The sequence below is a fragment of the Streptomyces sp. CB02923 genome, assembly GCF_001905005.1.
Taxonomy (GTDB): Bacteria; Actinomycetota; Actinomycetes; order Streptomycetales; family Streptomycetaceae; genus Streptomyces.
Genome location: NZ_LWKZ01000001.1, coordinates 754,524 through 779,672 on the forward strand (window position 1 = coordinate 754,524; position 25,149 = coordinate 779,672).

The following is a 25,149-nucleotide window of genomic DNA, read 5'->3' on the forward strand; positions in this document are numbered from 1 at the left end:
AACCTCGTATGCATCCGGACCCGGACCCGGACGGGGACGACGCGTCCGCCGAGCGGCGCCGACAGTTCGCCGAGGCCGCGCGCGACGAACGGCCGGACCTCGCCCGGCTGTGCCTGCTGATCGCGGCGGAGGCCGATCCCGCGCTGGACGAGGCGGGCGTGGACGCGGCGCAGATCGAACTGGACGCGCTGGCCGGGCGGCTGCCGTACGCCCCCTCCGGCGGGCCGCGCCCCTGGGCCCGCAACACCGCCGAACTCCTCGGCACGCGCCTCGGCTTCCGCGGGACGCCCACCGACTACCGGCGGCTGGAGTCGTCGCTGCTGCACGAGGTGCTGCGGCGCCGCCGGGGCCTGCCGATCCTGCTGTCGGTGGTCTGGATGGAGGTCGCGCGGCGGGCGGGCGCGCCGGTGTACGGGGTGGCGCTGCCGGGCCACTTCGTCGTCGGATTCGGGGACCCGTACGGCGCGCACGTCCTCGTCGACCCCTTCGACGGCGGGCGGCTGCTGACCGACGAGGACGCGGGCGTGCTGGTCGCGGGCGCGACCGGGGCGCCGCTGACCGAGCAGATGCTGGCGCCGGCCGACCCGCTGGAGATCGTGCTGCGCATCCTGAACAACGTCCGGGCGTGGGCGGCGGCCCGGCCGGAGCGCAGCGACGTGCAGCTGTGGGCGGTCGAGCTGTCCCTGCTGCTGCCCAGCCACCCGGCGCGGCTGCGCCACGACCACGCGCAACTGCTGGTGCAGCGCGGGGACTTCCTGGGCGGCGCGGCCGGGCTGGAGGAGTACGCGAAGGTGGTGGAGGCGGTCGATCCGGCCGCCGCGGCGGCGGTGCGCCGTCAGGCGGCGGCGGCCCGCGCCATGCTCAACTGATCCTGCGGGGCCTGCTTCCCGGCCGCGTCTGCCACGTCTGCCACGTCCGTCGTCCCCTGCCGGGCGGCCTGCGGGCTGCGGCGCACGACCAGTACGGTCGCGTCGTCCTTGAGGTCGCCGCCGGTGAACCGCTCCAGATCGGCGCGGAGCGTGTGCGCCAGTTCGTCCGGCTCCAGGTGCGTCCAGCGGGCCAGGCGGTCGGCCAGCGGGTAGAACTCGCCGTCCGCGCCGCGGGCCTCGGTGACGCCGTCGGTGCACAGCACGATCCAGTCGTCCGCCACCGGTTCGACGGCCACGCTCTGCCGCCCCTCCCCCGTCAGCCACCCGAGGCCGAGCGGCAGCCCGCCCTCGCCGTCGTTGCGTTCGGTGACGTGGCCGTCCCGTACGAGGTAGTACGGGATGTGGCCGCAGGACAGGACCCTGGCGTCGTCCTCCCCGCGCACCTCCAGCAGCAGCGCGGTGACGAACCGCTCCTGCCCGCCGCGCTCGGCGGAACGGACGTTGTAGCGGGACAGTGCCTGCTCCATGCGCTCGGCGACGGCTTCGAGGCTGTCCTTGTAGTACGCCGCCTCCCGGAAGGAAGCCAGCACCTCGTGCCCGGCGCCGATCGCGGGCATCCCCTTGCCCTGGACGTCGCCGATCACCAGCCGCAGCCCGTGCGGTGTCTCCACGGCCTCGTAGATGTCTCCCCCGACCCGGGCGCCCTCCTGGGCGGAGACGTAGAACCCGTACGCCTCCAGCGGCCCGGCGGTCAGCGGCAGCTCGCGCAGCATCTCACGCTGCACGGCGTCGGCGACCATGCTCGTACGGGCGAACAGGGCCTCCCGCTCCAGCCGCGTCCGGCACAGCACCAGCGCGAACACGGCGACGAGCAGCGACCCGAAGACGCCGACGACCTTGCTGGCCACGGACCAGTCCGGCACGAGCCGCACCTGGATGAAGACCTGGCACAGGACGTACTCGGCGGCCACCACCGCGGTCCAGCGGTAGGTGCAGCGCAGCGCGGCGATCAGCGGCGCGATGCCCATGAACAGGGCGAAGTGCAGCTGCGGGCCGGTCATCGCGTCCACCAGCGTGATGGCCAGGGTCACGACGACCAGCAGCGCCGCCACACCGCGGTCGCGCGCCGGGGATCGCTGGAGAGTCTTCACCCTTCCAGCCTGCGTCCGCCGTACCGGCCCGCCCAGAGTCGAAGGTCCTGGTGGGGGCGGGTCGCGGGTGAGACTCCTTACAGCGGCCCGGCCGCCCGCGTACGGGCTACAGCCAGCCCTTGTCGCCTGCCGTGTGGACGGCTTCGGCCCGGTTGCGGGCGCCGGTCTTCTGGATGGCGGTGGACAGGTAGTTGCGCACCGTGCCGTGGGAGAGGTGGAGGGCGGCGGCGATCTCGGCGTTGGTGGAGCCGTCCGCCGCCGCGCGCAGCACGTCGCACTCCCGGTCGGTGAGGGGGTTCGCCCCGCCGGACAGCGCGGCGGCCGCGAGGGCCGGGTCGATGACCTGTTCCCCGCGCAGCACCCGTCGTACGGCGTCCGCCAGCTGGGCGGCCGGTGCGTCCTTGACCAGGAACCCGTCGGCGCCGGACTCCATCGCGCGGCGCAGGTAGCCGGGCCGCCCGAAGGTGGTGAGGATGACGACCTTCAGCGCCGGGAACGCGTCGCGCAGCAGCGCGGCGGCGTCCAGCCCGCTGAGGCCGGGCATCTCGATGTCGAGCAGCGCCACGTCCACCGGCTGCTCCCGCGCCGCGCCGACGACCTCGTCGCCCCGCGCGGCCTGGGCCACGACCTCCATGTCCGGCTCCAGCCCCAGCAGCGCGGCCAGCGCTTCACGGACCATGGACTGGTCCTCGGCGAGGAGGAGTCGCACTTTCTTCATGGGCTGCTCGCCGTGCGGGTCGGTCATGCGGACACCCTAGCCAGGCGGGCGAAAGCGCAGGTCAGCGGGCGGCGAAGGAGGAGGCGGAGGGGGCGGAGGAGACAGGGGCGGCGGCAGCGGCGGGCCGGACGGGTCGGACGGGTCGGACAGGTCAGACGTAGAAGCGTTTGTGCTGCGGTGTCGGCTCGAAGGTCTGCAGGCAGCCGGAGCACCACCAGTGCCAGGTCTCCTGCCCCCGGCCCGAGTCGCTGGTGTCCTTCCACAGGCGGCGCCGGTCGCGGCAGGCCGGGCAGCCGGGCGTGGCGAGGGGACGGACGACGGCCCGCGGGTCGATGGGTGGCATGGCGCCAGCGTGCACCGCCCGGAGCGCCGGGGCGCCGGATTCCGCGCCGGGCCACTCCATCGGGGGGAGCGGGGGCGGGTACGCCCGTGCGCCGGAGCCGAGGGGCGCACGGACACGGCGCACGGCCTCCCACTTCACGCCTCGCGCCGTACGCCTCCCACCTCACGCCGTACGCCTCCAGCCGCATGCCTCCCACCTCACGCCTCCGACGGGCTGTGCTCCGCGGGCCGGGCGGCGGCCCCGGACACCGGCGGGCTGCCGAGGGGGACGTACGCGCGCAGGGCGAAGCCGCGGCCGCGCGGCGCGGTGCCGGTCTCCAGGCGCCCGTCGGCGAGGGCGAGGCGTTCGCGCAGGCCGCTCAGGCCGTTCCCGTCGTGCCCGCCGCGCGGGGGCCCGGTGCCGTCGTCGATGACGGACAGGCACAGCAGCCGCCGCTCGTCGGCCTCCCACTCCTCGGTGAGCAGCACCTCGCAGCGGCCGGCCGCGCTGTGCCGTACGACGTTGGTGACGGCCTCCCGCAGCGCCCAGGCCAGCGCGCTCTCCCCGTCCTCCGTGAGGCCCCGGTGCTCCTGTTCCAGGGCCGGGTCGATGTCGGCCGTGATCGCCGCGGTGCGCAGCGCGGCGCGCATCCCGGCCAGTTCGACGACCAGGCGCGGGCGCCGGTAGCCGGTGACCGCCTCACGGACGTCCACCAGCGCCTGGCGGCTGACCCGTTCGATGTCGGCGACCTGCTTGGCCGCGCCGTCCGGTTCGGCGGGCAGCATCCGTCCGGCCAGTTCGCTCTTGAGCGTGATCAGGGAGAGCGAGTGGCCCAGGAGGTCGTGCAGGTCCCGGGCGAGCCGCAGCCGCTCCTCGTTGGCGGCGAGCCGCGCGACCTCTTCCCGCGCCTCGCGCAGCTCCTTCGTCGTACGGATCAGATGCTGCACGCCGACCATCGCGAACCCGCTGAGCAGGCAGGGCAGCGCGTAGGCGAAGAGGTAGACCCGCACTTCGCCGTAGCGCAGGCCGATCAGCACGAGGGTGGCGGTCAGTGCGGGGACGGCCCACCGGGCGGTGCTCCAGGGCCGCGAGACGGCCACCGCGACGCACACGAACGTGAAGAGCACCAGCCAGTTCGGCCCGAGGACGGAGGACAGCAGGACGGCGATCGCCGCGATGAAGGTCACGGCCGCCCGGATCGCCCAGTCCGGCCAGGACCGGTGCACCATGTGCCGGAAGAGCAGGGCGAAGTAGACGCCGACGAACAGCAGGAGACCGGCGCAGCCCAGCACCTCGCGCGCCGGGGACATGTCCCCGTCGATCAGGTCCCCGATCGGACCCGTCAGGTACAGGAACCAGATGACGATCCAGACGCTCTTCACCAGCGCCTGCCGGCGGGTGCGGGGCGGCGTTCCGATCAGCACCGGGCTGCGCTCGGTCTCCGTTTCCTTCATGCCGTACGCGTGTCCTTCCGGTAGAGCCAGCCCGCGGCGCCGGCGAAGACGATCAGGTAGCCGGCGAGGAGGGCCAGGTCCTTGACGTCCGGGGCGTGGCCGCCTTCGATGGCCGTGCCGAGCGCGGCGTACGCGTGGGTCGGCAGCCACTCGGCGATGTTCTGCGCCCACTGTGGCAGGAGCGTCAGCGGCATCCACAGCCCGCCGAGGAACGCCAGCACGAAGTAGATCATCATCGAGATGGGGCGGACCGCGTCACCGCTGGCCAGGTAGCCGATGGCCACGCCGAGCGCGGCGAAGACGAAGCTGCCGAGCCAGGTCGCGACGAGGATGGCCACCCACTGCCAGGCTTCCAGCCGTACGCCCTTGACCGTGGCGGCGACCAGCATGACGAGCACGATGGACGGCAGGCTGACCGTCGCGGCGGCGCCCATCTTCGCGGCGACGTAGCCGCGTCCGGGCAGCGCCGTCAGCCGCAGCTGCCGTACCCAGCCCTTCTCGCGCTCCTTGGCGATGGCCTCGCTGTTGCCGATCAGTACGGCGGTCATCGCGCCGAAGGCGGCCATGGCGACCATGAAGTACAGGGGCATGCTCAGGGACATGCCCAGGACCGGCTTGTTGCTCGCGCCGCCCGCGATGATCAGGTAGAGCACCGGCGGGTAGATCACCGAGAAGAACATGAACTTCTTGTTCCGCAGGGCGCGGACGATCTCCAGCTTGATCAGGGTGGTCATCGTGCCGCCTCCTCGGCGGTCGCCGCGTCGGTGATGGCGATGAACGCCTGCTCCAGGCCGAGTCCGGCCACTTCCAGGTTGTACGGGTACAGGCCCAGCCCGTAGACGGCGTGCGTGGTCGCGTCGGCGTCCTCGGACTGGATGCGTACGGTGCGCCCGGAGACCTCCAGGGAGGTCAGGAACGGCAGGCGGCGCAGCGCCTCGTGGTCGACCGGCCCCTCCAGGTCGAAGGCGATCCGGCGGGCGCCGGCCCTCGCCTTGATCTCGGCGGCGGTGCCGTCGGCCAGCACCCGGCCGCGGTGCAGCACGATCACGCGGTCGGCGACCTCGTCGGCCTCTTCGAGGTAGTGGGTGGCGAACAGCACCGTACGGCCCTGGCGGGCCTGGGCGCGCATGGTGCCCCAGAAGGTCTGCCGCGAGGTGACGTCCATGCCGGTGGTCGGCTCGTCCAGCACGATCAGGTCGTTGGCCCCGGCCGTGGCGAGCGCGAAGCGCACCCGCTGCTCCTGGCCGCCGGAGAGCTTGTCGACCATCCGGTCGGCGATCTCGGTGATCCCGGCGGCTTCCATGATCTGCTCGACCGGAAAGCCGCCGGGGTGCAGATCACTGGCGAGCCGGACCAGCTCACGGACCTTCACGCCGGTCATCAGCCCGCCGCTCTGCAGCATGGCGCCGACCTTGCCCTGCTCGATGGCGCGCTGCGGGCTGGTGCCGAAGAGCGACACCTCGCCCGCGTCGGCGTTGCGCAGGCCCAGGAGCAGGTCGAGGGCGGAGGACTTGCCGGCACCGTTGGGGCCGAGGAGGGCGACGGTCTCGCCCGGGTACAGATCGAGATCGAGGTCGGCCACCGCCCGTACGGTGCCGTAGTTCTTGCTGACCTTCCGGAAGCTGACCACGGGCGCCGGGCCCGCCCGGCGCCCGGCGGCGCGGTCTGTGCTGGTGGCTGTGCTCGTCATGTGTTCCAGCTTCACAGCGGGGCGGTCGCCCGCGGCAGTGTCGGCTGTCGCATCTCCGGGATGACAGATGTCATGGGGGGTGTCCCCTAGGGCCCACGTCCGGTGGCTCCGGCCGCGGCTGGAGGGCGGTCGGCGGCTCCGGCCACGGCCGGGGAGGGCGGTCAGCCGGGCACGGCGGGGAGGGCGGTCAGCCGGGCACGCTCATGCGCTGTGTGCCGATCACCGACAGCAGCCGCAGTGCCTCTGCCGACGGCGAGCCGGGAGCGGCGGTGTAGAGGAAGACGCGCTGGTCCCGGTCGGCGACGTCCAGGACGTCGCAGCTGACGCTGACGGGGCCGACGAGGGGGTGCGCGAAGGTCTTGCAGAGGGTGGGCCGGGACGTCACGTCGTGGGCGGCCCAGAGCCGGGCGAACTCCGCGCTGCCGTCGAGGAGCTCGTCGACCAGGGCGGTCACTTCCGGGTCCCGGGGGTAGCGGGCCGCGGCGGCGTGCAGCTGCCGGGCCATGGTCCGGGCGAACTCGTCCGCGTCCGAGACGCCGTACAGCCGCCGGCCGTCCCGGTACGGGCCGAGGAAGGCTCGCCGGACGAGGTTCCGGTCCCGGCGCGGGAGGGCGGAGAAGTCCTCCATGAGGGCGGCGGCCAGCTCGTTCCAGGCGATGACCTCGTACGTCGCCGACACCACGACCGCCGCGGCCTCGGGCAGCCGCCGCAGCAGGTCGACGAGGCTCTGGCGCACCTCCCGCGACGGGCCGGGCGGGGGTCCGGGCGGGGCACCGGCGAGGTGGTGGAGGTGTGCGCGCTCGGCGTCCGGCATCCGCAGGGCGCGGGCGAGCTGGGCCAGCACCTCGCGGGAGGGGCGGGGGCCGCGGGCCTGCTCCAGCCGCGTGTAGTACTCGGTCGAGATGAACGCCAGCTGCGCCACTTCCTCGCGGCGCAGCCCCGGGGTGCGGCGGCGCGTACCGGCGGGCAGCCCCACGTCGGCGGGGGTGATGCGCTCGCGCCTGCTGCGCAGGAAGTCGCCGAGTTCTCGTCGTACGTGTCGGTCCACCTCCCCAGTGTGCGCGGGCGGCGCGGCGCTCAGCCAGGTACTGCCGGTGCCTGGATGCGCGGGACGGCCGGGCACAGGCTCGTCGGCATGAACAACACACCGACCCCGTCCACCACGACCGCGGGCCTGCTCACCGGCAAGGTCGCCTTCATCACGGGTGCCGGCCGCGGCATCGGCGCCGCGGCGGCGCGGCTGTTCGCCCGGGAGGGCGCCCGGGTGCTCCTCGCCGCACGCACGGAGACGCAGCTCAAGGCGGTGACCGAGGAGATCCGCGCGGCCGGCGGCACCGCCGGTCACGTGGTGTGCGACCTGGCCGACGCGGCGAGTGTCCGGGCCGCCGTCGACCGGTGCGTGGAGCTGTACGGCCGGCTCGACGTGGCCTTCAACAACGGCGCTACGGGGCAGCCGCCCGGCCCGATGGACCAGCTGCCGGAAGCGGATTTCGACGTCGTCAGCGCCGTCGACTTCAAGGGCCCGTGGCTGGCCATGACCGCCGAGGTCGCCGCCATCCGCGCCACCGCCGGACGCGGGGCCATCGTCAACACCTCCAGCGTCGGCAGCCTGACGGGCAACCCGCAGCTGCCCGTGTACGGCGCGGCGAAGCGGGCGGTCAACAGCCTCACCGAGTCGGCGGCCGTCACGTACGGCCCGGAAGGCATCCGCGTCAACGCCGTCGCGCCCGGCACCACGCTCACCGAGATGCTGCACGCGTGGGACGAGGAGGTGCCCGGCACCATCGAGCAGCTCAACCTCCGGACCCCGCTGGGCCGTGCCGCCGAGCCGAAGGAGATCGCCGAGGCCGCCGCCTGGCTCCTCAGCGACCGCGCCTCCTACGTCACCGGCACGGTCCTCCGGGTCGACGGCGGCCTGTTCGCCTGAGCCGGAGGGACGTTCCCGCGGTGCGCCGGGCCGGGGCCCTGGCCGCTGTCTAGCGCTTCCGCGGGCCGCAGAACTCGGCCTCGACGACTCCCGCGTACGCGGAGGCGTCGCCCATCCAGTCACCGTTGATGTTGAACGTCAGCTGGTGGCTGCCGTCCCTGGTGCCGACGACCCCGGACACGGAGCCGTTGGCGCGGCCGGTCTTGCCCACCACGGTCACCCCGCAGGAGAGGGTGATCGACTCGATGCCGAGTCCGTAGCGGTAGCCCTGGGTGTCCGCGGGCACGGTGGTGAACATCGCGCGCGTGGCGGCCGGGCTCAGCAGCCGGCCCTGCGTCAGGGCCCGGAAGAAGGTGTTGAGGTCGCCGGTGGTGGAGATGATGTCGCCCGACGCGCCGAGCCACGACATGTTCTGTTCGGTGGCGTCCACGACCGGCGCGCCGGGCTCCTTCTGCCGCAGCCGTGAGTAGGCGGTGGGGTGCGGCAGCGGCAGCCGGGGGTCCAGGCCGGGGAACGAGGTCTCGCGCAGCTTGAGCGGGGTGAGGATGCGCCGCTGCACCTCGTGGGCGTACGAGTGGCCGGTCGCCTTCTCGATGATCATTCCGACGAGTACGTAGTTGGTGTTGCTGTACAGGGCCGTGCCCAAGGTGCCGGGCGGGGTCTGCCGCAGTGCGAGGGCCACCAGGTCCGCCGGACGGTAGGTGTCGTAGCGGTGTTCGAGGAAGCCGGGGCCGGAGGCGCGGTGGGCGAACCCGGGGTCGGCGGTGTGGTTGCGGATGCCGCTGGTGTGGTTCAGCAGCCGCCACAGCGGGATGGCGCGGCCGTCGTTGCCGTCTTTTGCGTCGCTTCCGCTGGTGTCGCTGGTGTCGCTGTTGTGGACGACGCCCGGGAGCCACTTCTCGACGGTGTCGTCCAGGCTGAGCCTGCCCTCCTCCGCGAGCTGGAGGAGGACGGTGGCCAGGAAGGTCTTCGTGACGCTGGCGGCGCGGAAGTGCTCCGCGCTGGTCCGTTCGCGGTGCGTGGAGGTGTCCGCCTCCCCGGCCGAGCCGGACCACCGGCCGCGTGCGTCCCTGGCTTCGGCGACGACGCCGGGGAGTCCGGCCTTCTCCACCACGGCCCGGAGCGCTTCCTGGGTCGCCTGGTGGCCGTCCGGGCGGCGGTCGGGGGACGCGGCGTCGGCGGCCGGGCCGGTGGCGAGGACCGCGGTCAGGGCAAGGGCCAGGGCCGTGGCGCGGGTGGTGGCGGAGCGGAACGTGGAGGTGCGGGCCGCGGTGCTTCCGGCGGTACCGCCGGGGCGGTCGGTTACGGAGATCATGGCGGGGACGCTACGGCGGGCCGGGGGCCGCGCAGTATCGACGAAAGTAAGGGTCAGGGCCCGACGTTGGTCGGGTTTTCCGGCCGTTCCGGGCTCCGGGTGCGGCGCCCGGACGACGTCGAGCCGGTCCCGTACGGACGGTACGGGACCGGCTCGACGTACCGGCACCGGCTCGACGTACCAGGTCCGGCTCGACGTACCGACACCGACTCGACGCACCGACACCGACTCGACGCACCGGCACCGGCTCGACGCACCGGCACCGGAGCGGGGCGGGTCAGCCCGTGGAGGCGCCCTCGACCTTGGCGACGCGCTTCTGCGGTGCGGGCGGCGCGGACTTCCTGAGCGCCTGCTGCATCGCCGCGGCGGCGTGCGTCGGGGTCATCTTCACCTTGCCGGCGCCGCCGTCGATCGTCACGTTGTCGAAGGCGTGGCCGTACTTGTCCTCCAGCTTGGCCAGGTTGATGACCGGCTGGAGCTTGCCGTCGGGAGCGACGGTGAAGGTGAGCAGTTCGCCGATGGAGCGCTGGCTGAACGGCACTTCGACGCCGCCCGCCGACAGGTAGACCCACCCGGAGACGGCCGGCTCGGCCATCTCCTTCATGGCCCGGTCGACCTCCGCCTTGTCCGCCTTCGGCTGCTGCTCGACGGCGGCCAGCACCACCGGGGTGTTCTTGCCGGTGGCGGCCCGGTCCAGATACGCCTTCTCGATCTTGCTCTTGGACGCCTTGACGTCGACCGCCTTGTAGGGCGCGCCGTAGTGCGGGACGGCCTTGCCGTTCTCGAAGGTGATGCCGCCGTCCTTGGCGGAGCCGGCCGGACCGGCCACCGCCTTGAGCGCGATGTCCAGCTTCTCGTCGTCGGTGATCATCGCGGGCTCGGCGGTCCGGGTGCCGCCGAACAGCGAGCTGATGACGGAGACGGGGTTGTAGTCGCGGCCGGAGGCGTCGCGGACGGTGGCCTGGGTGTCGATGTTCAGCCCGGCCTTGGCGGGCACGAGCGTCTGCTCCTGGCCGTCCACGGTCAGCTTCAGCGGCTCGGTACGGAACTTCCCGACGGCCGCGTCCAGCTTCTTGACGGCCTCTTCCTTGGTGGCGCCGCCGATGTCCACGCCCAGCGCGGTGGTGCCGTTGGGCACGTCCGCGTGGTCGAGCAGCAGCCCCGCGCCGTACGCGACACCGGCCAGCACGACGACCGCGACGCCCAGCAGGACGACCTTGTTGCGGCCCTTCTTCTTCGGGTTGATCGGTTCGGGGATCTTGGCGCGCGGCGGGGCCGGGGCGTCCTGGCCCGCGCCGGGGCCGGGCGGGAAGGCCGCGGCGGCCTTCTTCGGCACGGCGTCGGCGGGCACCGTCGGGATGCCGCCGACCAGGGTGTCGCTGGAGAGCTGGTCGCCGCCGCCGGACTGTCCCGGGCCGGTGGGCCCGCCGCCGGGGAACCCGCTGCCGGGTCCGGCGGGCGCGCCGCCGGGGAACCCGCTGCCGGGTCCGGCGGGCGCGCCACCGTTGCCGCCGGCCGGCACGCCGCCCGCGATGCCGCCGGTGACGCCGATGCCGCTGCCGGGTCCGGCGGGCGGGGCGGGGGGCTGCGGGGTGAGCACCGCCGTGTCGTCGGACATGCCCGGAGCGCCGTCCGCGCCCGGGGTGCCCGGGGCTCCCGGGGAGTGGAAGCCGGCGGGCAGGCCGAAGGCCGCGTCGCCGGTGGCCGGGCCGGACGTCGGTCCGCTCGGTCCGCTCGGTCCGTGGCCGGTGCGGCCGGTGTCCCGGCCGCCGGGCGTGTCGAACGGGCTCGTCCCGCCCTGCGCCGCAGGCCCGTCGAACGGACCGGCGGGCGCGTCGAACGGCGACGGGGCCGGGTCGAACGGCGAGCCGCCGCCCTGCGCGGGCCCGTCGGAGAAGTACGGCAGGTCCGGGCGCGACGATCCGCCGTCGGCCGGGTTCTGCGGCGCGGCGGGGGCCGGGTCGGGCGTGGCCGCCTGCGAGGGGGGCGGGGCGGCCGGGGAACCGGCGGAGGCCGCCGAAGGCTTGCGGGGCGCGAACCAGTCGCTGGTCTTCTCGGCCGGAGCGCTCCTGGCGCCGTCGGCACCCGGCGCGTCGGGCTTGCGCGTGCTGCCGGTGCGCTCGCCGGTGCGGTCGGCTCCCGTGGCGGGCCTTCCGCCGGACGCACCCTGGCCGGACGTACCGGATGTACCGGACGGACCGGCACCGGTGGATCCGTTCATCCCGGACTCCTCACCGACGGGCTTGCGCACGACGACCGGCGGAATGGGGCGGGACCCCGGAATGTTGATCTTGATCCGCGTGGTCAGCGTGGTCTCGGTCTTCGGCTCCTCCGGCTTCGCTGCGGCGTCGGCCGCCACCGCCTCGTCCGCCTCGGTGCGAGGCGTTCCGTACGGCGGTGTCCCCGACGGGTACGCGGCACCGCCGCGCCCCGGGGCGCCGGAGGACGAACTGTCAGATTCACGACTCAAAGCAGGTTCTCCCGGTTGGCTCCGCCGCTCGTCAGTACGGTGCTTGGGCGGCTCGGCGGCGCGCACCACCATACTGGCCGCTGTCGGCGGACACCCCGGGAGCAGGACAACACCCCGCTCCCGAACCGCCGTGCGGTTCTGAAAATGATCACTCGGTCCGGTACTTACTTGCCAAGTCGGGCCGCTTGCGCACCGTTGGCCCGCATCTGCGAACCGGTGGCACAGATCACAGCCAGGACGATGCCGCCGACGAGGAAGACATACGTGCCCAGCCCGGCGCCGAAGAGGAAGTCGCCCTCGGGACGGGAGTCACTGAGCAGGATCACGCTCACCAGCCAGCCCGCGCCCGGCGCCAGCACGCCACCCGTCCGGCCGAGCGCCAGCGCGCCCCCGTAGAAGAGGGCGCCGGCCGCCGCCAGCGCGAGCAGCAGCCCGCCGGGGAACCACGCCGCCTGGACGAGCCCGCCCGCGGTCGCCACGACCGCGCCGAGCACGAACAGCAGGACGTACGCGCCCACCCGGCCGGGGCTCAGCGGCGCGGCGAGGCCGGTGGCGGCCGCCGTGCCGCCGGTGCCCGCCTTCCCGGCTACGGCCTTCCCGGTGCCCGCCTTCCCCGCACCGGCCCCGGCCGCCGCTCCCCGGCCGCCCTTGGGGACGGCCGACGCGCCCGTCTTCGGCCCCTTGCCGCCCGTCGTGGCCCTGGTGCGCTTCTTCGCGCCGCTCATACCGCCGTCTCCTTCTCTTCCTCGTCGCGCTCCCCGTCTCCCTCGTCGTCCGCCACACCCGCGAAGAGATCGTCCTCACGTTCCCCTTCCGCGGCGCCGGACCTGCCCCGTACGAGCTGGTAGTGCTCGGTGGCGAACAGCGGCTGCCCCAGGTCGTTGGAGAGCGCGAAGAAGGGGCCCTCGACGGCGATCTGGGTGGCGTGCGCGCGCATCGCCGCGGCCTTCGCGGCCCCGTGGCGCCCGCCGCCCGCGACCGAAGCGGTCACCACGGCGTCGTCCACGACCCCCGGCACGTCGTCCACCCCGGCGACACCGGGGAACGACATGCCTGCCGCGCGCAGCCGCGCGAAGCCCTCCTCGACCACCGAGCGCGGGTTGCGGTTCCAGTAGATCTTCCCGATCCGGTGCGGCGCGCCCAGTTCCGGGCGGAAGGCGGGGTCGGCGGCGAGGTCCGCGGCGCGCATGGCGACGCGGTGCGCCTGGATGTGGTCGGGGTGGCCGTATCCGCCGTTGTCGTCGTAGGAGACCAGCACCTGCGGCCGCACCTCGCGGACGACGGCGACCAGGTGTCCGGCGGCCTCGTCCAGGTCGGCCTGCCAGAAGGCTTCCGGCCGGTCGTTCTGCGGGGCGCCCATCATCCCGGAGTCGCGGTAGCGGCCCGCGCCGCCCAGGAAGCGGTGGTCGGTGACACCGAGCGCCTCCATGGCGGCGGCCAGCTCGCCGACGCGGTACGGGCCCAGGGCGTCGTCGCGGTCCGGCGCGAGGTGGGCCAGGTCCGGCGGGATGACCTCGCCCTCTTCGCCGAGGGTGCAGGTCACGAGCGTGACCAGGGCTCCTTCGCCCGCATACCTGGCCATCGTGGCGCCATTGTTGATGGACTCGTCGTCCGGATGCGCGTGCACGAGCAGCAGCCGGCGGGCGGGAAGGTCGGTCATGGAGACAGCGTACGAGCCGGGCGGCCGGGACCCTGCATCCCGATCCGGCCCGCCCGGCCCGTCCCCCGCTCAGGGGGCTTGCGCCACCGCTCCGGCGCACGGGCCCCGGCAGGCACCCGGCACCGCGCGGGCACGCCCCGGGAACTGCGTGTCTAGAACTTGATGCCCCCCAGCATCCCGGCGACGTTCGTCGTCAGCTGCTTGATGGTCGGGCCGATCGACGAACTGGCCAGATAGAAGCCGAGCAGCATGCACACCAGCGCATGTCCCGTCTTCAGCCCGGACTTCTTGACGAGCAGGAAGACGATGATCGCCAGCAGCACCACCGCCGAAATCGTCAGTGCCACGGCAGCTCACCTCCAAGTACGCACGGTCCGGACAGCGTTGGAACGGCGCGGGGCCGCCGGCTGACGGCCCCGCGGGCACGGGGATGTCACGCTCCACTCCCATACCCACTCCGCGGAGGGGATCATAACTTTCCGCGCTCGCGCATATGTCGGAGCACGGGAGCAGAACGGGGGCGCACGCGATCATCGCGACTACGGTCACGGCCGGGGCGCCGCCACGTAGGCTCGTCCGCATGACCGCACCGCTCTCCTTTCCCCGGCAACACGCCCGTACCCAGCGCTTCTCGCTGGGCGCGCCGCGCGGCTTCGCGGTGGCGCCGGACGGCTCACGCGTCGCCTTCCTCCGCTCCCGTACGGGCACCGATCGAGCGAATCTGCTCTGGGTGCTGGACCTTGACGAGGGGCGGGAGTACGCCGCCGCCGACCCGGCGGCGCTCCTCTCCGGCGCGGACGAGGAGCTGCCCCCCGAAGAGCGGGCGCGCCGCGAACGTACGCGCGAGGGATCGTCCGGCGTGGTGGGGTACGCCGTGGACGCCGCGGTGGAGATCGCCGCTTTCGCCCTCTCGGGCCGGCTGTTCGCCGCCGAACTGCGCGCCGGAACGGCCCGTGAACTGCCCGTGCCGGGCCCGGTGGTGGACCCCCGGCCGTCGCCCGACGGGCGGCACATCGCGTACGTGTCGCAGGGCCGGCTCCGCGTCGTGCCGGCCGATGCCGCACCGGGGGCCGGGACGGACGCGGCCGGCACGCCGGGCGACCGCTCCCTGGCCGAGCCGGACGGGCCGGACGTCACCTGGGGCCTCGCGGAGTTCATCGCGGCCGAGGAGATGGGCCGCTACCGCGGCTTCTGGTGGTCCCCGGACAGCGACCGCGTGCTGGCCGCGCGCGCCGACGACTCGCCCGTACAGCGCTGGTGGATCGCCGATCCCGCCCACCCGGACCGCGAACCGGCCGAGGTCGCCTATCCGGCGGCCGGTACGCCCAACGCCTCCGTGGGCCTGGCCCTGCTCGGTCTGGACGGCTCGCGCACGGACGTGACGTGGGACCACGAGCGCTACCCGTACCTGGCGCGCGTGCACTGGTCGGCGGCGGGCCCGCCGCTCCTGCTCGTCCAGAGCCGCGACCAGCGCGCCCAGCGCTACCTCACGGTCGACACGAAGACCGGCGCGACCAGCACCCTGCACGCCGACGAGGACGCCCGCTGGGTCGAGCTGGCCACCGGGTCGCCCGCCTGGACCCCGGACGGGCGGCTGGTCCGGGTCGCCGACGAGGGCGGCGCGCGCCGGCTCTTCGTCGGCGACCGGGCACTGACGGAGGCGCCGCTGCACGTACGGGCCGTCCTGGACATCGGCGAGGACGACGTGCTGTTCTCGGCGAGCGGCGAGGACCTGCACGACATCGGCGTCTACCGCGCCTGGTACCGGGGCAGCGGCGACCAGGGGGGCTGGGAGCGGGTCGGGCAGCGCCCGTACCCGTCGGTGTCCTCCGCGGTGCGCGGCGGCGCCGTGACGGTGCTCTCGCACGCCTGTCTGGAGCGGCCGGGGGCGCAGACGGAGGTGGTGCGCCTGGAGGCGGACGGCGGCGAGACGTGGCTGGCCGCGGTCGGCTCGTACGCGGCGACTCCGGTGCTCGCCACCAGCCCGCGGCTGGCCCTCTCCGGTGAGCGGCGGATTCCCTGCGCGGTGCTGCTGCCCAACGGCTACCAGGAGGGCGACGGGCCGCTGCCGGTCCTCATGGACCCGTACGGCGGGCCGCACGGGCAGCGGGTGGTGGCCGCGCACAACGCCCACCTGACCGGGCAGTGGTTCGCCGACCAGGGCTTCGCGGTGATCACCGCGGACGGCCGGGGCACCCCGGGCCGCTCCCCGGACTGGGAGAAGGCCATCCACCGGGACCTGGCCGCGGTGGTCCTCCAGGACCAGGTCGACGCGCTCCAGGGGCTCGCCGGACGCTTCCCGCTGGACCTGGACCGGGTCGCGATCCGGGGCTGGTCCTTCGGCGGCTACCTGGCCGGGCTGGCGGTGCTGCGCCGCCCCGACGTCTTCCACGCCGCCGTCGTGGGCGCCCCGGTCACCGACCAGCGGCTGTACGACACCCACTACACGGAACGCTATCTGGGGCACCCGGGCGAGGACCCGGCCCTCTATGCCGCCAATTCCCTGGTCGGCGACGGGGGCCTGGTGGGCGCGGCGGAGCAGCACCGGCCGATGATGATCGTGCACGGCCTGGCGGACGACAACGTGGCCGTCGCGCACACCCTGCGGCTCTCCTCCGCCCTGCTGGCGGCCGGCCGGCCGCACGAGGTGCTGCCGCTGTCGGGCGTCACGCACATGACGCCGCAGGAGCAGGTGGCCGAGAACCTGCTGCTGCTGCAAGTCGACTTCTTGAAGAGGTCGTTGGGGATGCGGGGCTGAGTCCGCAGGCCCGGCTTCACCAGTTGGGCGGCAGGTTCGAGGGCGGGGGCGGCGGCGCGTAACCCGGCGGCAGCTGCCCGCCCGCGGGCCTGCGGGCCCCCGCCGCGTCCGCCGGGCGGGCCAGCGCCAGGAGCGCCACGAGGCCCGCCAGCGCGGCGAAGGCGCCGGTGGCGACGTCCAGTTGCGTACGTACGGCCAGTGCGCGGAAGTGGCCGAGCAGCCCCGCGTGCTGCTCGGAGGCCAGCGCCAGAGCGCCGTGCACCGCCAGCAACGTCGCGGCCAGCAGGGCCAAAGGCCGTATCGACGAGGCCCGTTGGGCTGCTCCGGCAGCCGACAGCAGGGACAGCAGGGCGAGCGACAGTAGATACCAGTCACCCGGAGGCTCCAGCAGCGCGCGGTGCGCTTCGCCGTCACCGATGACGCTGTCCCCGTAGGCGCTCCAGCCCACCTCCCGTACGGTGTGGATCTGCCAGGCCACCAGCACCAGCCCCGCGGCGCCCAGCACCAGCGCCGCCACCGCCGCGGGCGCGCGGCGCAGGCGCTTCGTCCGGCGGTCCGCGCCGCCGCGGCCCGCCGACGCGGCGATCAGCAGGAGCACGCTCACCACAAGGGCGGTGCCCGCCGTGGCCAGCGCCCACGCCCTGACCCCCGGGCCCGCCCCGGGCAGCCCGCCCGTACCGAGGCTCCACAGGGGCGGTGCCCGGAACAGCAGCGTCACCACGGCCACCGCGGTCAGCGCGCCCGGGGCGGACGGCGAGCGGCGCAGCACCGCCACCGCGGCGAGCAGGCAGCCGAGTCCCAGCATCGGGTCGAGTGGCGTGGTGGCCCGGACCGCCGGGCCTCCCGGCCGCGCCGGCTCGCCCGTCCACGACCACCAGACGTCCGCCGGGTGTGCGGCCACGGCGAGGTCACGGGCGATCCATCCGGCGCTCAGCAGCGCGAGCAGCAGGCACAACAGCGCGCCGAACCCGCCGACACCGCGCGCGCGAGCCCTTCTCCGCCCCATGACGTGGCCCACCCCCTGCCCCCGCACGGACAGGTCTACTCCAGCCGCCGCACCGGGACAACCGTGTGTCAGCAGACGGCGGGCGGTGGCCGGGCGGCAGCCGGCCGGGGCGGTCGCAGGGCCGCCCCGGCCGGTTCACGGCACCCGCACGGCCGTACGCTGTCGAGTATGGCGCGTCCGTATATCGGCGTGACGACAGTCAAGTTGCCCCGGCGTTACGGATGTTGGGTACGAAATGTCGCCCATGCCGTGCGGCGCGCACCGCTGTCAAGCACGCCATGGCGTCAATCTGCGCAATCTTCGCTCAAGAAGCGGAAACCGCCCAAGTGAGCGTTCACCGTCCTCTTGACTGGGCCATAAATCACTTGCCAAAGTCCGCTCAACCAGCGGTGCGAATCAGTGCCGCTTCCTGCTGCAAGTGAACTCGGTGCGGGGGAACTTCGCGATGACCAGTCCGTCCCAGACCGCGTTAACGCAGACCGACCCCTCCGGACTCGGACCCGAAGGGCTGCGGAAAGTCAAGGGCCGTAAGGACGGGGAACTGGTCGGCCGTTCCCCCGGCCAATTGATGTGGATCAGGTTCAAGCGCGACCGGACCGGGGTGATCAGTGGCTGCGTCGTCATCGCGTTCTTTCTGATCGGCCTGCTCGCGCCGCTGATCTCGAAGCTGTACGGCAAGGATCCGTACACCCGGTACGGGCAGATCACCCCGGGTCTGCTGATCAACGGATATCCCGCCCAGCCCAACGGAGGCATCTCCTCGGAATTCTGGTTCGGGATCGAGCCGACCCTCGGTCGTGACGTGTTCATGCAACTCGTCTACGGCATCCGGACGACCCTTTACCTCTCGGTCGCCATCACCCTGGTATCGGTACTCACGGCCATCGTGCTGGGGGTGGCCGCCGGATACTTCGGCGGCCGGGTCGACTACTTCATCGGCCGCGTCATCGACCTGCTGATGGCCTTTCCCAACCAGCTCTTCTTCGTCGCGTTCGTCCCCGTGGTCGGCGCGATCTTCGTGGCCCCCGAGGACGCGATGGAGACCTGGATGCGCTGTCTCATCCTGATCCTGGTGCTGTGGTTCCTGGGCTGGATGAGCCTGGCCCGGCTGCTGCGCGGCACCGTCCTGTCGCTGCGCGAACGCGAGTTCATCGACGCCGCCAAGGTCAGCGGGGCCTCCCCGGCCCGCATCATCCGGCGCGAGCTGCTGCCCAACGTCATGACGCCGATCCTGGTGCAGACGACGTACATGCTCCCCAACTTCGTCACCTCGATCGCGGGCCTGTCCTTCCTCGGCGTCGGCCTGGTCGAACCCACCCCCGACTGGGGCCGGATGTTCGCCAACGCGGCCGACTACTACCGGAACGACATCACGTACTTGTTCTTCCCCGGCATCGCGATGGTGGTCTTCATCGTCGCGTTCAACCTCCTCGGGGATTCCGTCCGGGACGCCTTCGACCCGAAGCGCGCCCGGTGAACCGTGTTCCACGGGGGGTGCTGCCACCCCAGCACCGCACACGTCAGGCAGCGGCCACGGAACTACGACAGGCAGGTGCATCCACCACCATGAAGACAGTCCGTACGCACAGAGCGCGCGCCACGGTCGTGGCGCTGTCCGCGGGGGCCCTGGTCCTGACCGCCTGCAGCAGCGGGGCCGGCCAGGGGGCGGAGGACGACCAGGGCCGCGAGAAGGCCGAGAGCCAGCGCGCCCAGATCGCCTTCGGCGACGCCAAGGCGTCCACGGGACCGGCCGAGGCGGTGCCCGGGGCGACCCCCGGCGGCACCATCAAGGTCTACCAGCGGGACACCTACGACCACCTGGACCCGGCGCAGATCTACGTCAGCGACGAGGGCACCCTCTCGACGCTGCTCTTCCGCCGACTGACCTCCTACCACCTGGACAACGCGGGGAAGTACACGGTCGTCGGCGACCTGGCGACGGACAGCGGCAAGTCCACCGACGGCGGCCGGACCTGGACGTACACCCTGAAGAAGGGCCTGAAGTTCGAGAACGGCTCGCCGATCACCTCGAAGGACATCCGGCACACCTTCGAGCGGACCTTCGCGGACTACATCTCCAACGGCCCGACGTACATCCAGCGCTGGCTGGCCGACGCGGAGGGCAACGAGTACCGCAAGCTGCTGCCGGGCGGCCCGTACGGCGGCAAGCACCTGCCCGACAGCGTGCTGGAGACGCCGGACGAGAGCACCGTCCGCTTCCACTTCAAGAAGCCGGTGGGCGACCTCCCCTACGCGCTGGCCATGCACGGCTACGCCGTCGTACCGGAGAAGGGCGACACCAAGGAGCGGTACGACAAGGCTCCGGTCTCCTCCGGGCCGTACAAGATCCAGGCCGGGTCGTTCAAGTCCGGCAAGGGCATGTCCCTGATCAAGAATCCCAACTGGGACCCGAACACGGACATCACCCGGCACCAGTACGTCGACAGGTTCGACATCCAGTTCGGCGTCTCCTTCCCGGACTCGACGCAGCGGCTGATGTCCGACAGCGCCGACAACAAGACGGCCGTCAGCTTCAACAACCAGGTCGACGCGGCCAGCCTCCAGCAGGTGGCCGGCGAGCCGGACGTCAAGAAGCGCTCCACCACCGGCTACCAGCCCTACGTCGGCGTCATCAACTTCAACATGAGCCGCCTGAAGGACAAGAAGGTCCGCGAGGCCATCGCCCAGGCGATCCCCATCCAGGCCGTCCTGGACGCGTACGGCACACCGGGCGGCGGTGAACTGGCGGGCAGCTACATCAGCCCGACGCTCACCGGCCACAAGGACATCGACCCGTACGGCAAGCTCAAGAAGCCGATGGGCGACATCGAGAAGGCCAAGAAGCTGCTCAAGGAGGCCGGCAAGGTCGGCATGAAGCTGACCTTCGCGTACACCAACGCGCCCGAGCCGCAGAAGTACTCGGTCGCGGTCGCCGACAACCTGCGCAAGGCCGGCTTCGACGTGCAGAACAAGGACCTGCCGTCGGACACGTACTACGACATCATCGGCAAGGTCAACAACCAGTTCGACATCTACCCCTCCGCGTGGGGCGCCGACTGGCCCAGCTCGCTGACCGTGATCCCGCCGGTCTACGACGGCCGGCAGATCCAGGACAACGCGCCGAACTACTCGCACTACAACAACCCCACGACCAACAAGGAGATCGACCGGATTTCCCAGCTGACCGACCAGAAGCAGGCCGCGCACGACTGGTTCTCGCTCGGCGAGAAGATCCTCAAGAACGACCTGCCGGCGCTGCCGACCTTCTACTACAAGCAGGTCCAGCTGCACGGTTCCAAGGTCGGCGGGGTCGTCAACAACGACATCATCAGCTCCGTCGACCCGACCAAGATGTTCGTGAAGAAGTAGCGAAGCCGGCGCTCCGGCGCCCTCGTGCCGTGCGCCGCCCGCGCCCGGTGTGCCCGCCGTCCCGGGCGGGCGCACCGGCCGCCCGGCGCACTCCCGCCCCTCTGGCTGCCCAAGAGAGCTGCGACTGCCATGCTGCGTTTTCTCTTCCGCCGGTCCCTCGGCGCGATCGTGATCCTGCTGATCATCAGCGCGTTCACGTTCTTCCTCTTCTTCGCCGCCCCCCGGGATCCCGCGCTGCTGGCCTGCGGAAAGAACTGCACGCCCGACGCCATCGCAGTGATCCACAAGAATCTCGGGCTCGACAAGCCCGTCCCGGTCCAGTACTGGGAATTCATGTCCGGCATCGTCACCGGCCGGGATTTCGCCGTGGGCCACTGCTCGGCCCCCTGCTTCGGCTATTCGTTCGCCAACGGCGACCCCGTCTGGGACACGATCGTGGACCGCTTCCCCACCACGATCTCGCTGACCATCGGCGCCGCCGCGGTGTTCCTGGGCGTGGGCGTCGGCACCGGAATGATCGCCGCCTGGAAGCAGGGCCGGCTCGTCGACAAGATCTTCAGCTCGTCGTCGCTGGTGCTCTCCTCGATGCAGATCTATTTCATCGGGCCGATCGTGCTCGCCCTGCTGGTCTACAACCTCGGCTGGTTCGGCCAGCCGAAATACGTGCCGATCACGGAGGATCCGCTGGGCTGGTTCCTGGGGCTGATCATTCCCTGGTGCGTGCTGTCCGTCATCTTCACCGCGCAGTACACGCGTATGGCCCGCTCGTCGATGATCGAACAGTTGCAGGAGGACCACGTACGGACCGCCAAGGCCAAGGGAATGGCCTCCCGTACGGTCTTCTTCCGCTACGCCTGGCGCGGCTCGCTCATTCCCATCGTCACCATTTTCGGCATCGACCTCGGCTCGCTCTTCGGCGGCGCGATGATCACCGAATACACCTTCGCACTGCCCGGCCTGGGCACCCTCGCCGTGAAGTCGGTGCAGAACACCGACCTGCCCATGACCATGGGCGTGATGCTGTTCGCCGCGACCTTCATCATCCTCTTCAACATCGTGGTGGACGCCTGCTACGCGTTCATCGACCCGCGCGTGCGGCTGTCCTAGGAGACCCCGTGTCCACACTCACCCAGCCCGCGGGCGCGCCGGTCCCGGCCACCTCCGACCCGTTTTTGTCCGTACGCGACCTGTACGTGCGGTTCGCCACCGAGGACGGCGTCGTCAAGGCGGTCGACGACCTCTCCTTCGACCTGGAGCGCGGCCGCACCCTCGGTATCGTCGGCGAGTCCGGCTCCGGCAAGTCGGTCACCAACCTCGCCATCCTGGGCCTGCACAGCCCCAACTACACGACGATCACCGGCGAGATCATGCTGGACGGCGACGAGCTGACCGGCGCCCGGGAGCGGGACCTGGAGAAGCTGCGCGGCAACAAGATGGCGATGATCTTCCAGGACCCGCTGACGGCGCTGTCGCCGTACTACACGGTGGGCCGCCAGATCGCCGAGCCGTTCGTCAAGCACACCGGCGCGAGCAAGCGCGAGGGCCGGCGGCGCGCGGTCGAGATGCTGGACAAGGTGGGCATCCCGCAGCCGACGCTGCGGGTGGACGACTATCCGCACCAGTTCTCCGGCGGGATGCGGCAGCGCGCGATGATCGCGATGGCGCTGGTGTGCAACCCGTCCCTGCTGATCGCCGACGAGCCGACGACCGCGCTGGACGTGACCGTGCAGGCGCAGATCCTGGACCTGCTCAAGGACCTCCAGCAGGAGTTCGGCTCCGCGATCATCCTGATCACCCACGACCTGGGCGTGGTCGCCAACACCGCCGACGAGCTGCTGGTGATGTACGCCGGGCGGGCCGTCGAACGCGGCACCGTCAAAGAGATCCTCACCGCACCGCAACACCCGTACACCTGGGGCCTGCTGGGCTCGATGCCGCGGCTGTCGGCGAGCGTGGACGAGCCGCTGACGCCGATCCCCGGCGCGCCGCCGAGCCTGCTCGCCCCGCCGCCGGGCTGCCCGTTCCACCCGCGCTGCGGCTTCGTCTCCGAGGTCGGCGGCACCCGCTGCCAGGACGAGCGCCCGCCCCTGGCCCCCGGCCGGGCCGCGGCCTGCCACCTGGACCCCGAGCAGAAACACACCCTCTTCACCGAGCAGATCAAGCCCCGGCTGGGCTAGGAGCGACGCCATGAACGCACCGGAAGACGTCATCGCCCCCGCTCCCCGGCCGGCCGCCACCGGACCCGGCGAGGTGCTGCTGGCCACCGAGGGCCTGATCAAACACTTCCCGATCATGGCCGGGTTCCCGTTCAAGCGCCGGATCGGCGCGGTGCAGGCGGTCGACGGCATCGACCTGACCGTGCACAGCGGCGAGACCTTCGGGCTGGTCGGCGAGTCGGGCTGCGGCAAGTCCACCACCGGGCGGCTGCTGACCCGGCTGCTGGAGCCGACCGCCGGTTCGATCACGTACCGGGGCCGGGACATCACCCACGCCGGGCGCAGGGAGCTGGCGCCGGTCCGCTCCGAGATCCAGATGATCTTCCAGGACCCGTACTCGTCGCTCAACCCGCGGCAGACGGTCGGCACCATCATCGGCGGGCCGATGGAGATCAACGGCATCGCCCCGGAGGGCGGCCGGGAGAAGCGGGTCCGCGAACTCCTGGAGATCGTCGGCCTCAACCCGGAGCACTACAACCGCTTCCCGCACGAGTTCTCCGGCGGCCAGCGCCAGCGCATCGGCGTCGCCCGCGCGCTCGCCCTGGAGCCGAGGCTGATCGTCGCGGACGAGCCGGTCTCCGCGCTGGACGTCTCCATCCAAGCCCAAGTGGTCAACCTGCTCCAGGAGTTGCAGCGGGAACTGAACATCGCGTTCCTGTTCATCGCGCACGACCTGGCGATCGTACGGCACTTCAGCCAGCGCGTCGCGGTGATGTACCTGGGCAAGATCGTCGAGATCGGCGACCGGGACTCGATCTACGGCCGGCCGCGCCACCCGTACACCCACGCACTGCTCTCCGCCGTCCCGGAGGCCAGGCTGCTGGACGCGCAGGAGGAGGCGGACGACCGCGAGCGCATCCGGCTGGCCGGCGATGTACCCTCGCCGATCAACCCGCCGTCCGGCTGCCGGTTCCGCACCCGCTGCTGGAAGGCGCGCGACAAGTGCGCCTCCGAGGAGCCTCCGCTGGTGCAGATCACCGGCAACGCCACCGGCCACCTGACGGCCTGCCACTTCCCGGAGGAGCCCACGACGGCGGCGCGGGACGAGGACATCGTGCTGGACCCGGCTCTGGCGGCGATCGAGGACGCGGCACCCGGGCCGGAGGCGGCCGACGCGGGTTCCTGAGCGGCCGGGGCCCCGCCCGCGTCCCCGGTGTCGGATCAGCCGTCCGGGGCATGTGCCGAGGAGGCAATGGATCCACACAAGGACAGATGACACACATGGCTCACCGCTCTCCGGCCCGGATACGCACCCGTGTCCCCCTCCTGGCCACCACCGGAGTCCTGACGCTCCTCTGCACGAGCGCCCCGGCCGCGACCGCCGCCACCGGTCCCCACCGGACCGCACCGCGCCCCACCTACGCCATCGCCCACCGGGTGCTGACCGCCGACGGCGTGGACACGGCGCTGCGGCACGGGGCCAACGCCGTCGAGATCGACGCCACCGCCTGGAAGAAGGGGTGGTGGGCGGACCACGACGGCACCCCGACCAGCGCCGGTGACACCTTGGAAGCCATGCTCAAGCGCATCGCCCAGCGGCGCGGCGAGGGCCGGACCGTCAACTTCGTATGGCTCGACATCAAGAACCCGGACCACTGCCACAGCGACGACCCCGCGCGGCGGCACTGCTCGGTGGCGGCACTGCGCGACCTGGCCCGCCGCACCGTCGAGAAGCAGGGCGTACGCGTGCTCTACGGGTTCTACGGCACCGAGGGAGGCACCGGCTGGAAGGATGTCTCGACCGGCCTGCGCCCGCTCGAAGGGGTCGACGTCAGCGGCGACGCCGAGGACGTGGCGAAGACCTTCGCGGCCCACGGCCCGCACATCCCCGGGAACCAGCGCACGATGGACAAGGGCCTCTTCAGCATCCCGCTCGACGCCCGCAGGATCGCGTCCGAACTCCGGGCCGCCTCGCAGGCCCGGGACAGGAAGGAACTCGCCTGGACGGCCGGCTGGACGGTCGGTACGGGTGACGGAAAGCACGTCGGCAAGCTGCTGGCACCGTATGCGGCAGGCGGCGCCGACGCCGACGGCCTCATCTACGGGTCGCGGGCCGCCTGCTACCCGGACGGCACGTCCAAGTGGCGCGGCGGCTGCGGCACCGGCGAGTCCTCCGTGAAGAAGGCGCTGTCCGCCATCACCGGCTATGTCGCCGGGCACCCGGCCGACCGGCGCATGGCCACGAACGCCGACGTGCCGTTCGGCAGCTGACGCCCCGCAGCAG

At 72.4% G+C, this 25,149-nt stretch carries 22 protein-coding genes; 9 read left to right on the forward strand and 13 right to left on the reverse strand.

The window, feature by feature from the left end; genetic code table 11:
* Positions 1-8: 8 nt before the first annotated feature.
* Positions 9-869, forward strand: a complete 861-nt coding sequence (locus tag A6A06_RS03150; RefSeq protein ID WP_073758512.1) for a transglutaminase-like domain-containing protein — start codon at positions 9-11, stop codon at positions 867-869.
* On the opposite strand, the gene A6A06_RS03155 is transcribed toward A6A06_RS03150, so the two are convergent.
* The 7 genes from A6A06_RS03155 to A6A06_RS03185 all read right to left on the reverse strand — a co-directional run bounded on the left by A6A06_RS03155 (position 836) and on the right by A6A06_RS03185 (position 7,252).
* Positions 836-2,020, reverse strand: a complete 1,185-nt coding sequence (locus tag A6A06_RS03155; RefSeq protein ID WP_242440539.1) for a PP2C family protein-serine/threonine phosphatase — start codon at positions 2,018-2,020, stop codon at positions 836-838. The two genes, A6A06_RS03150 and A6A06_RS03155, sit on opposite strands and share 34 nt — an antisense overlap.
* A 106-nt stretch (positions 2,021-2,126) precedes the next feature.
* Positions 2,127-2,738 (reverse strand): response regulator transcription factor, encoded by a 612-nt coding sequence (locus tag A6A06_RS03160; RefSeq protein WP_073759735.1) that lies wholly within the window; start codon positions 2,736-2,738, stop codon positions 2,127-2,129.
* A gap of 151 nt (positions 2,739-2,889) precedes the next feature.
* Positions 2,890-3,081, reverse strand: a complete 192-nt coding sequence (locus tag A6A06_RS03165) for a hypothetical protein (protein ID WP_073759737.1) — start codon at positions 3,079-3,081, stop codon at positions 2,890-2,892.
* A 197-nt stretch (positions 3,082-3,278) separates the two neighbouring features.
* On the reverse strand, positions 3,279-4,514 hold the full coding sequence (locus A6A06_RS03170; protein WP_073758516.1) for a sensor histidine kinase: 1,236 nt from the start codon (positions 4,512-4,514) through the stop codon (positions 3,279-3,281).
* Positions 4,511-5,248, reverse strand: coding sequence for an ABC transporter permease (locus A6A06_RS03175; RefSeq protein ID WP_073758518.1), 738 nt, complete (start codon positions 5,246-5,248; stop codon positions 4,511-4,513). Before A6A06_RS03175 ends, A6A06_RS03170 begins: the two co-directional genes overlap by 4 nt.
* A complete protein-coding gene (locus A6A06_RS03180) occupies positions 5,245-6,204 on the reverse strand; it encodes an ABC transporter ATP-binding protein (RefSeq protein WP_073758520.1) in 960 nt (319 codons plus the stop codon). The genes A6A06_RS03175 and A6A06_RS03180 overlap by 4 nt, the downstream gene beginning before the upstream one ends.
* 187 nt (positions 6,205-6,391) lie before the next feature.
* Positions 6,392-7,252: a helix-turn-helix transcriptional regulator gene (locus A6A06_RS03185; protein ID WP_073758522.1), complete on the reverse strand. Its 861-nt coding sequence runs from the start codon at positions 7,250-7,252 to the stop codon at positions 6,392-6,394.
* 87 nt (positions 7,253-7,339) lie between these two features.
* On the opposite strand from A6A06_RS03185, the gene A6A06_RS03190 reads away from it, so the two are divergent.
* Entirely contained in the window at positions 7,340-8,131 is a 792-nt protein-coding gene (locus A6A06_RS03190; protein ID WP_242440540.1) for an SDR family NAD(P)-dependent oxidoreductase, read from the forward strand.
* Between the two features lie 49 nt (positions 8,132-8,180).
* On the opposite strand, the gene A6A06_RS03195 is transcribed toward A6A06_RS03190, so the two are convergent.
* The 5 genes from A6A06_RS03195 to A6A06_RS03215 form a co-directional block, all read right to left on the reverse strand.
* Positions 8,181-9,446, reverse strand: a complete 1,266-nt coding sequence (locus A6A06_RS03195) for a serine hydrolase domain-containing protein (protein ID WP_079193754.1) — start codon at positions 9,444-9,446, stop codon at positions 8,181-8,183.
* Between the two features lie 277 nt (positions 9,447-9,723).
* The gene (locus A6A06_RS03200) at positions 9,724-11,916 is read right to left on the reverse strand and encodes a hypothetical protein (protein WP_073758526.1); all 2,193 of its coding nucleotides are present in this window, start codon (positions 11,914-11,916) and stop codon (positions 9,724-9,726) included.
* 164 nt (positions 11,917-12,080) lie between these two features.
* Positions 12,081-12,641: a DUF6113 family protein gene (locus A6A06_RS03205; RefSeq protein ID WP_073758528.1), complete on the reverse strand. Its 561-nt coding sequence runs from the start codon at positions 12,639-12,641 to the stop codon at positions 12,081-12,083.
* Entirely contained in the window at positions 12,638-13,576 is a 939-nt protein-coding gene (mshB, locus tag A6A06_RS03210) for an N-acetyl-1-D-myo-inositol-2-amino-2-deoxy-alpha-D-glucopyranoside deacetylase (RefSeq protein ID WP_073758530.1), read from the reverse strand. Before mshB ends, A6A06_RS03205 begins: the two co-directional genes overlap by 4 nt.
* A gap of 152 nt (positions 13,577-13,728) precedes the next feature.
* A complete protein-coding gene (locus tag A6A06_RS03215) occupies positions 13,729-13,923 on the reverse strand; it encodes a hypothetical protein (protein WP_030020272.1) in 195 nt (64 codons plus the stop codon).
* A gap of 233 nt (positions 13,924-14,156) precedes the next feature.
* On the opposite strand from A6A06_RS03215, the gene A6A06_RS03220 reads away from it, so the two are divergent.
* Positions 14,157-16,334: a S9 family peptidase gene (locus A6A06_RS03220; protein ID WP_073758532.1), complete on the forward strand. Its 2,178-nt coding sequence runs from the start codon at positions 14,157-14,159 to the stop codon at positions 16,332-16,334.
* 16 nt (positions 16,335-16,350) lie between these two features.
* Here the strand turns inward: A6A06_RS03220 and A6A06_RS03225 are convergent, their stop codons facing one another.
* On the reverse strand, positions 16,351-17,340 hold the full coding sequence (locus tag A6A06_RS03225) for a hypothetical protein (protein WP_073759741.1): 990 nt from the start codon (positions 17,338-17,340) through the stop codon (positions 16,351-16,353).
* A 445-nt stretch (positions 17,341-17,785) separates the two neighbouring features.
* Between A6A06_RS03225 and A6A06_RS03230 the strand changes: the two genes are divergently transcribed.
* The 6 genes from A6A06_RS03230 to A6A06_RS03255 all read left to right on the forward strand — a co-directional run bounded on the left by A6A06_RS03230 (position 17,786) and on the right by A6A06_RS03255 (position 25,136).
* Positions 17,786-18,817, forward strand: coding sequence for an ABC transporter permease (locus tag A6A06_RS03230; protein ID WP_073758534.1), 1,032 nt, complete (start codon positions 17,786-17,788; stop codon positions 18,815-18,817).
* 89 nt (positions 18,818-18,906) lie between these two features.
* On the forward strand, positions 18,907-20,709 hold the full coding sequence (locus A6A06_RS03235; protein WP_073758536.1) for an ABC transporter substrate-binding protein: 1,803 nt from the start codon (positions 18,907-18,909) through the stop codon (positions 20,707-20,709).
* 129 nt (positions 20,710-20,838) lie between these two features.
* Positions 20,839-21,816, forward strand: coding sequence for an ABC transporter permease (locus A6A06_RS03240; RefSeq protein ID WP_073758538.1), 978 nt, complete (start codon positions 20,839-20,841; stop codon positions 21,814-21,816).
* Positions 21,817-21,824: 8 nt separating this feature from the next.
* A complete protein-coding gene (locus tag A6A06_RS03245; protein ID WP_073758540.1) occupies positions 21,825-22,886 on the forward strand; it encodes an ABC transporter ATP-binding protein in 1,062 nt (353 codons plus the stop codon).
* 10 nt (positions 22,887-22,896) lie between these two features.
* Positions 22,897-24,051 carry an ABC transporter ATP-binding protein gene (locus A6A06_RS03250; RefSeq protein ID WP_073758542.1) on the forward strand — a complete coding sequence of 385 codons (1,155 nt, stop codon included), beginning with the start codon at positions 22,897-22,899 and terminating at the stop codon, positions 24,049-24,051.
* A gap of 95 nt (positions 24,052-24,146) precedes the next feature.
* Positions 24,147-25,136 (forward strand): phospholipase, encoded by a 990-nt coding sequence (locus tag A6A06_RS03255; RefSeq protein WP_079193756.1) that lies wholly within the window; start codon positions 24,147-24,149, stop codon positions 25,134-25,136.
* Positions 25,137-25,149: the final 13 nt, after the last annotated feature.

Bases quoted from the DNA above. Each gene is read 5' to 3' on its own strand.
- A6A06_RS03150 (WP_073758512.1), top strand. From the start codon at position 9: ATGCATCCGGACCCGGACCCGGACGGGGACGACGCGTCCGCCGAGCGG.
- A6A06_RS03160 (WP_073759735.1), bottom strand. From the start codon at position 2,738: ATGAAGAAAGTGCGACTCCTCCTCGCCGAGGACCAGTCCATGGTCCGT.
- A6A06_RS03165 (WP_073759737.1), bottom strand. From the start codon at position 3,081: ATGCCACCCATCGACCCGCGGGCCGTCGTCCGTCCCCTCGCCACGCCC.
- A6A06_RS03170 (WP_073758516.1), bottom strand. From the start codon at position 4,514: ATGAAGGAAACGGAGACCGAGCGCAGCCCGGTGCTGATCGGAACGCCG.
- A6A06_RS03175 (WP_073758518.1), bottom strand. From the start codon at position 5,248: ATGACCACCCTGATCAAGCTGGAGATCGTCCGCGCCCTGCGGAACAAG.
- A6A06_RS03180 (WP_073758520.1), bottom strand. From the start codon at position 6,204: ATGACGAGCACAGCCACCAGCACAGACCGCGCCGCCGGGCGCCGGGCG.
- A6A06_RS03190 (WP_242440540.1), top strand. From the start codon at position 7,340: ATGAACAACACACCGACCCCGTCCACCACGACCGCGGGCCTGCTCACC.
- A6A06_RS03195 (WP_079193754.1), bottom strand. From the start codon at position 9,446: ATGATCTCCGTAACCGACCGCCCCGGCGGTACCGCCGGAAGCACCGCG.
- A6A06_RS03205 (WP_073758528.1), bottom strand. From the start codon at position 12,641: ATGAGCGGCGCGAAGAAGCGCACCAGGGCCACGACGGGCGGCAAGGGG.
- mshB (WP_073758530.1), bottom strand. From the start codon at position 13,576: ATGACCGACCTTCCCGCCCGCCGGCTGCTGCTCGTGCACGCGCATCCG.
- A6A06_RS03220 (WP_073758532.1), top strand. From the start codon at position 14,157: ATGACCGCACCGCTCTCCTTTCCCCGGCAACACGCCCGTACCCAGCGC.
- A6A06_RS03225 (WP_073759741.1), bottom strand. From the start codon at position 17,340: ATGGGGCGGAGAAGGGCTCGCGCGCGCGGTGTCGGCGGGTTCGGCGCG.
- A6A06_RS03230 (WP_073758534.1), top strand. From the start codon at position 17,786: ATGACCAGTCCGTCCCAGACCGCGTTAACGCAGACCGACCCCTCCGGA.
- A6A06_RS03235 (WP_073758536.1), top strand. From the start codon at position 18,907: ATGAAGACAGTCCGTACGCACAGAGCGCGCGCCACGGTCGTGGCGCTG.
- A6A06_RS03240 (WP_073758538.1), top strand. From the start codon at position 20,839: ATGCTGCGTTTTCTCTTCCGCCGGTCCCTCGGCGCGATCGTGATCCTG.
- A6A06_RS03250 (WP_073758542.1), top strand. From the start codon at position 22,897: ATGAACGCACCGGAAGACGTCATCGCCCCCGCTCCCCGGCCGGCCGCC.
- A6A06_RS03255 (WP_079193756.1), top strand. From the start codon at position 24,147: ATGGCTCACCGCTCTCCGGCCCGGATACGCACCCGTGTCCCCCTCCTG.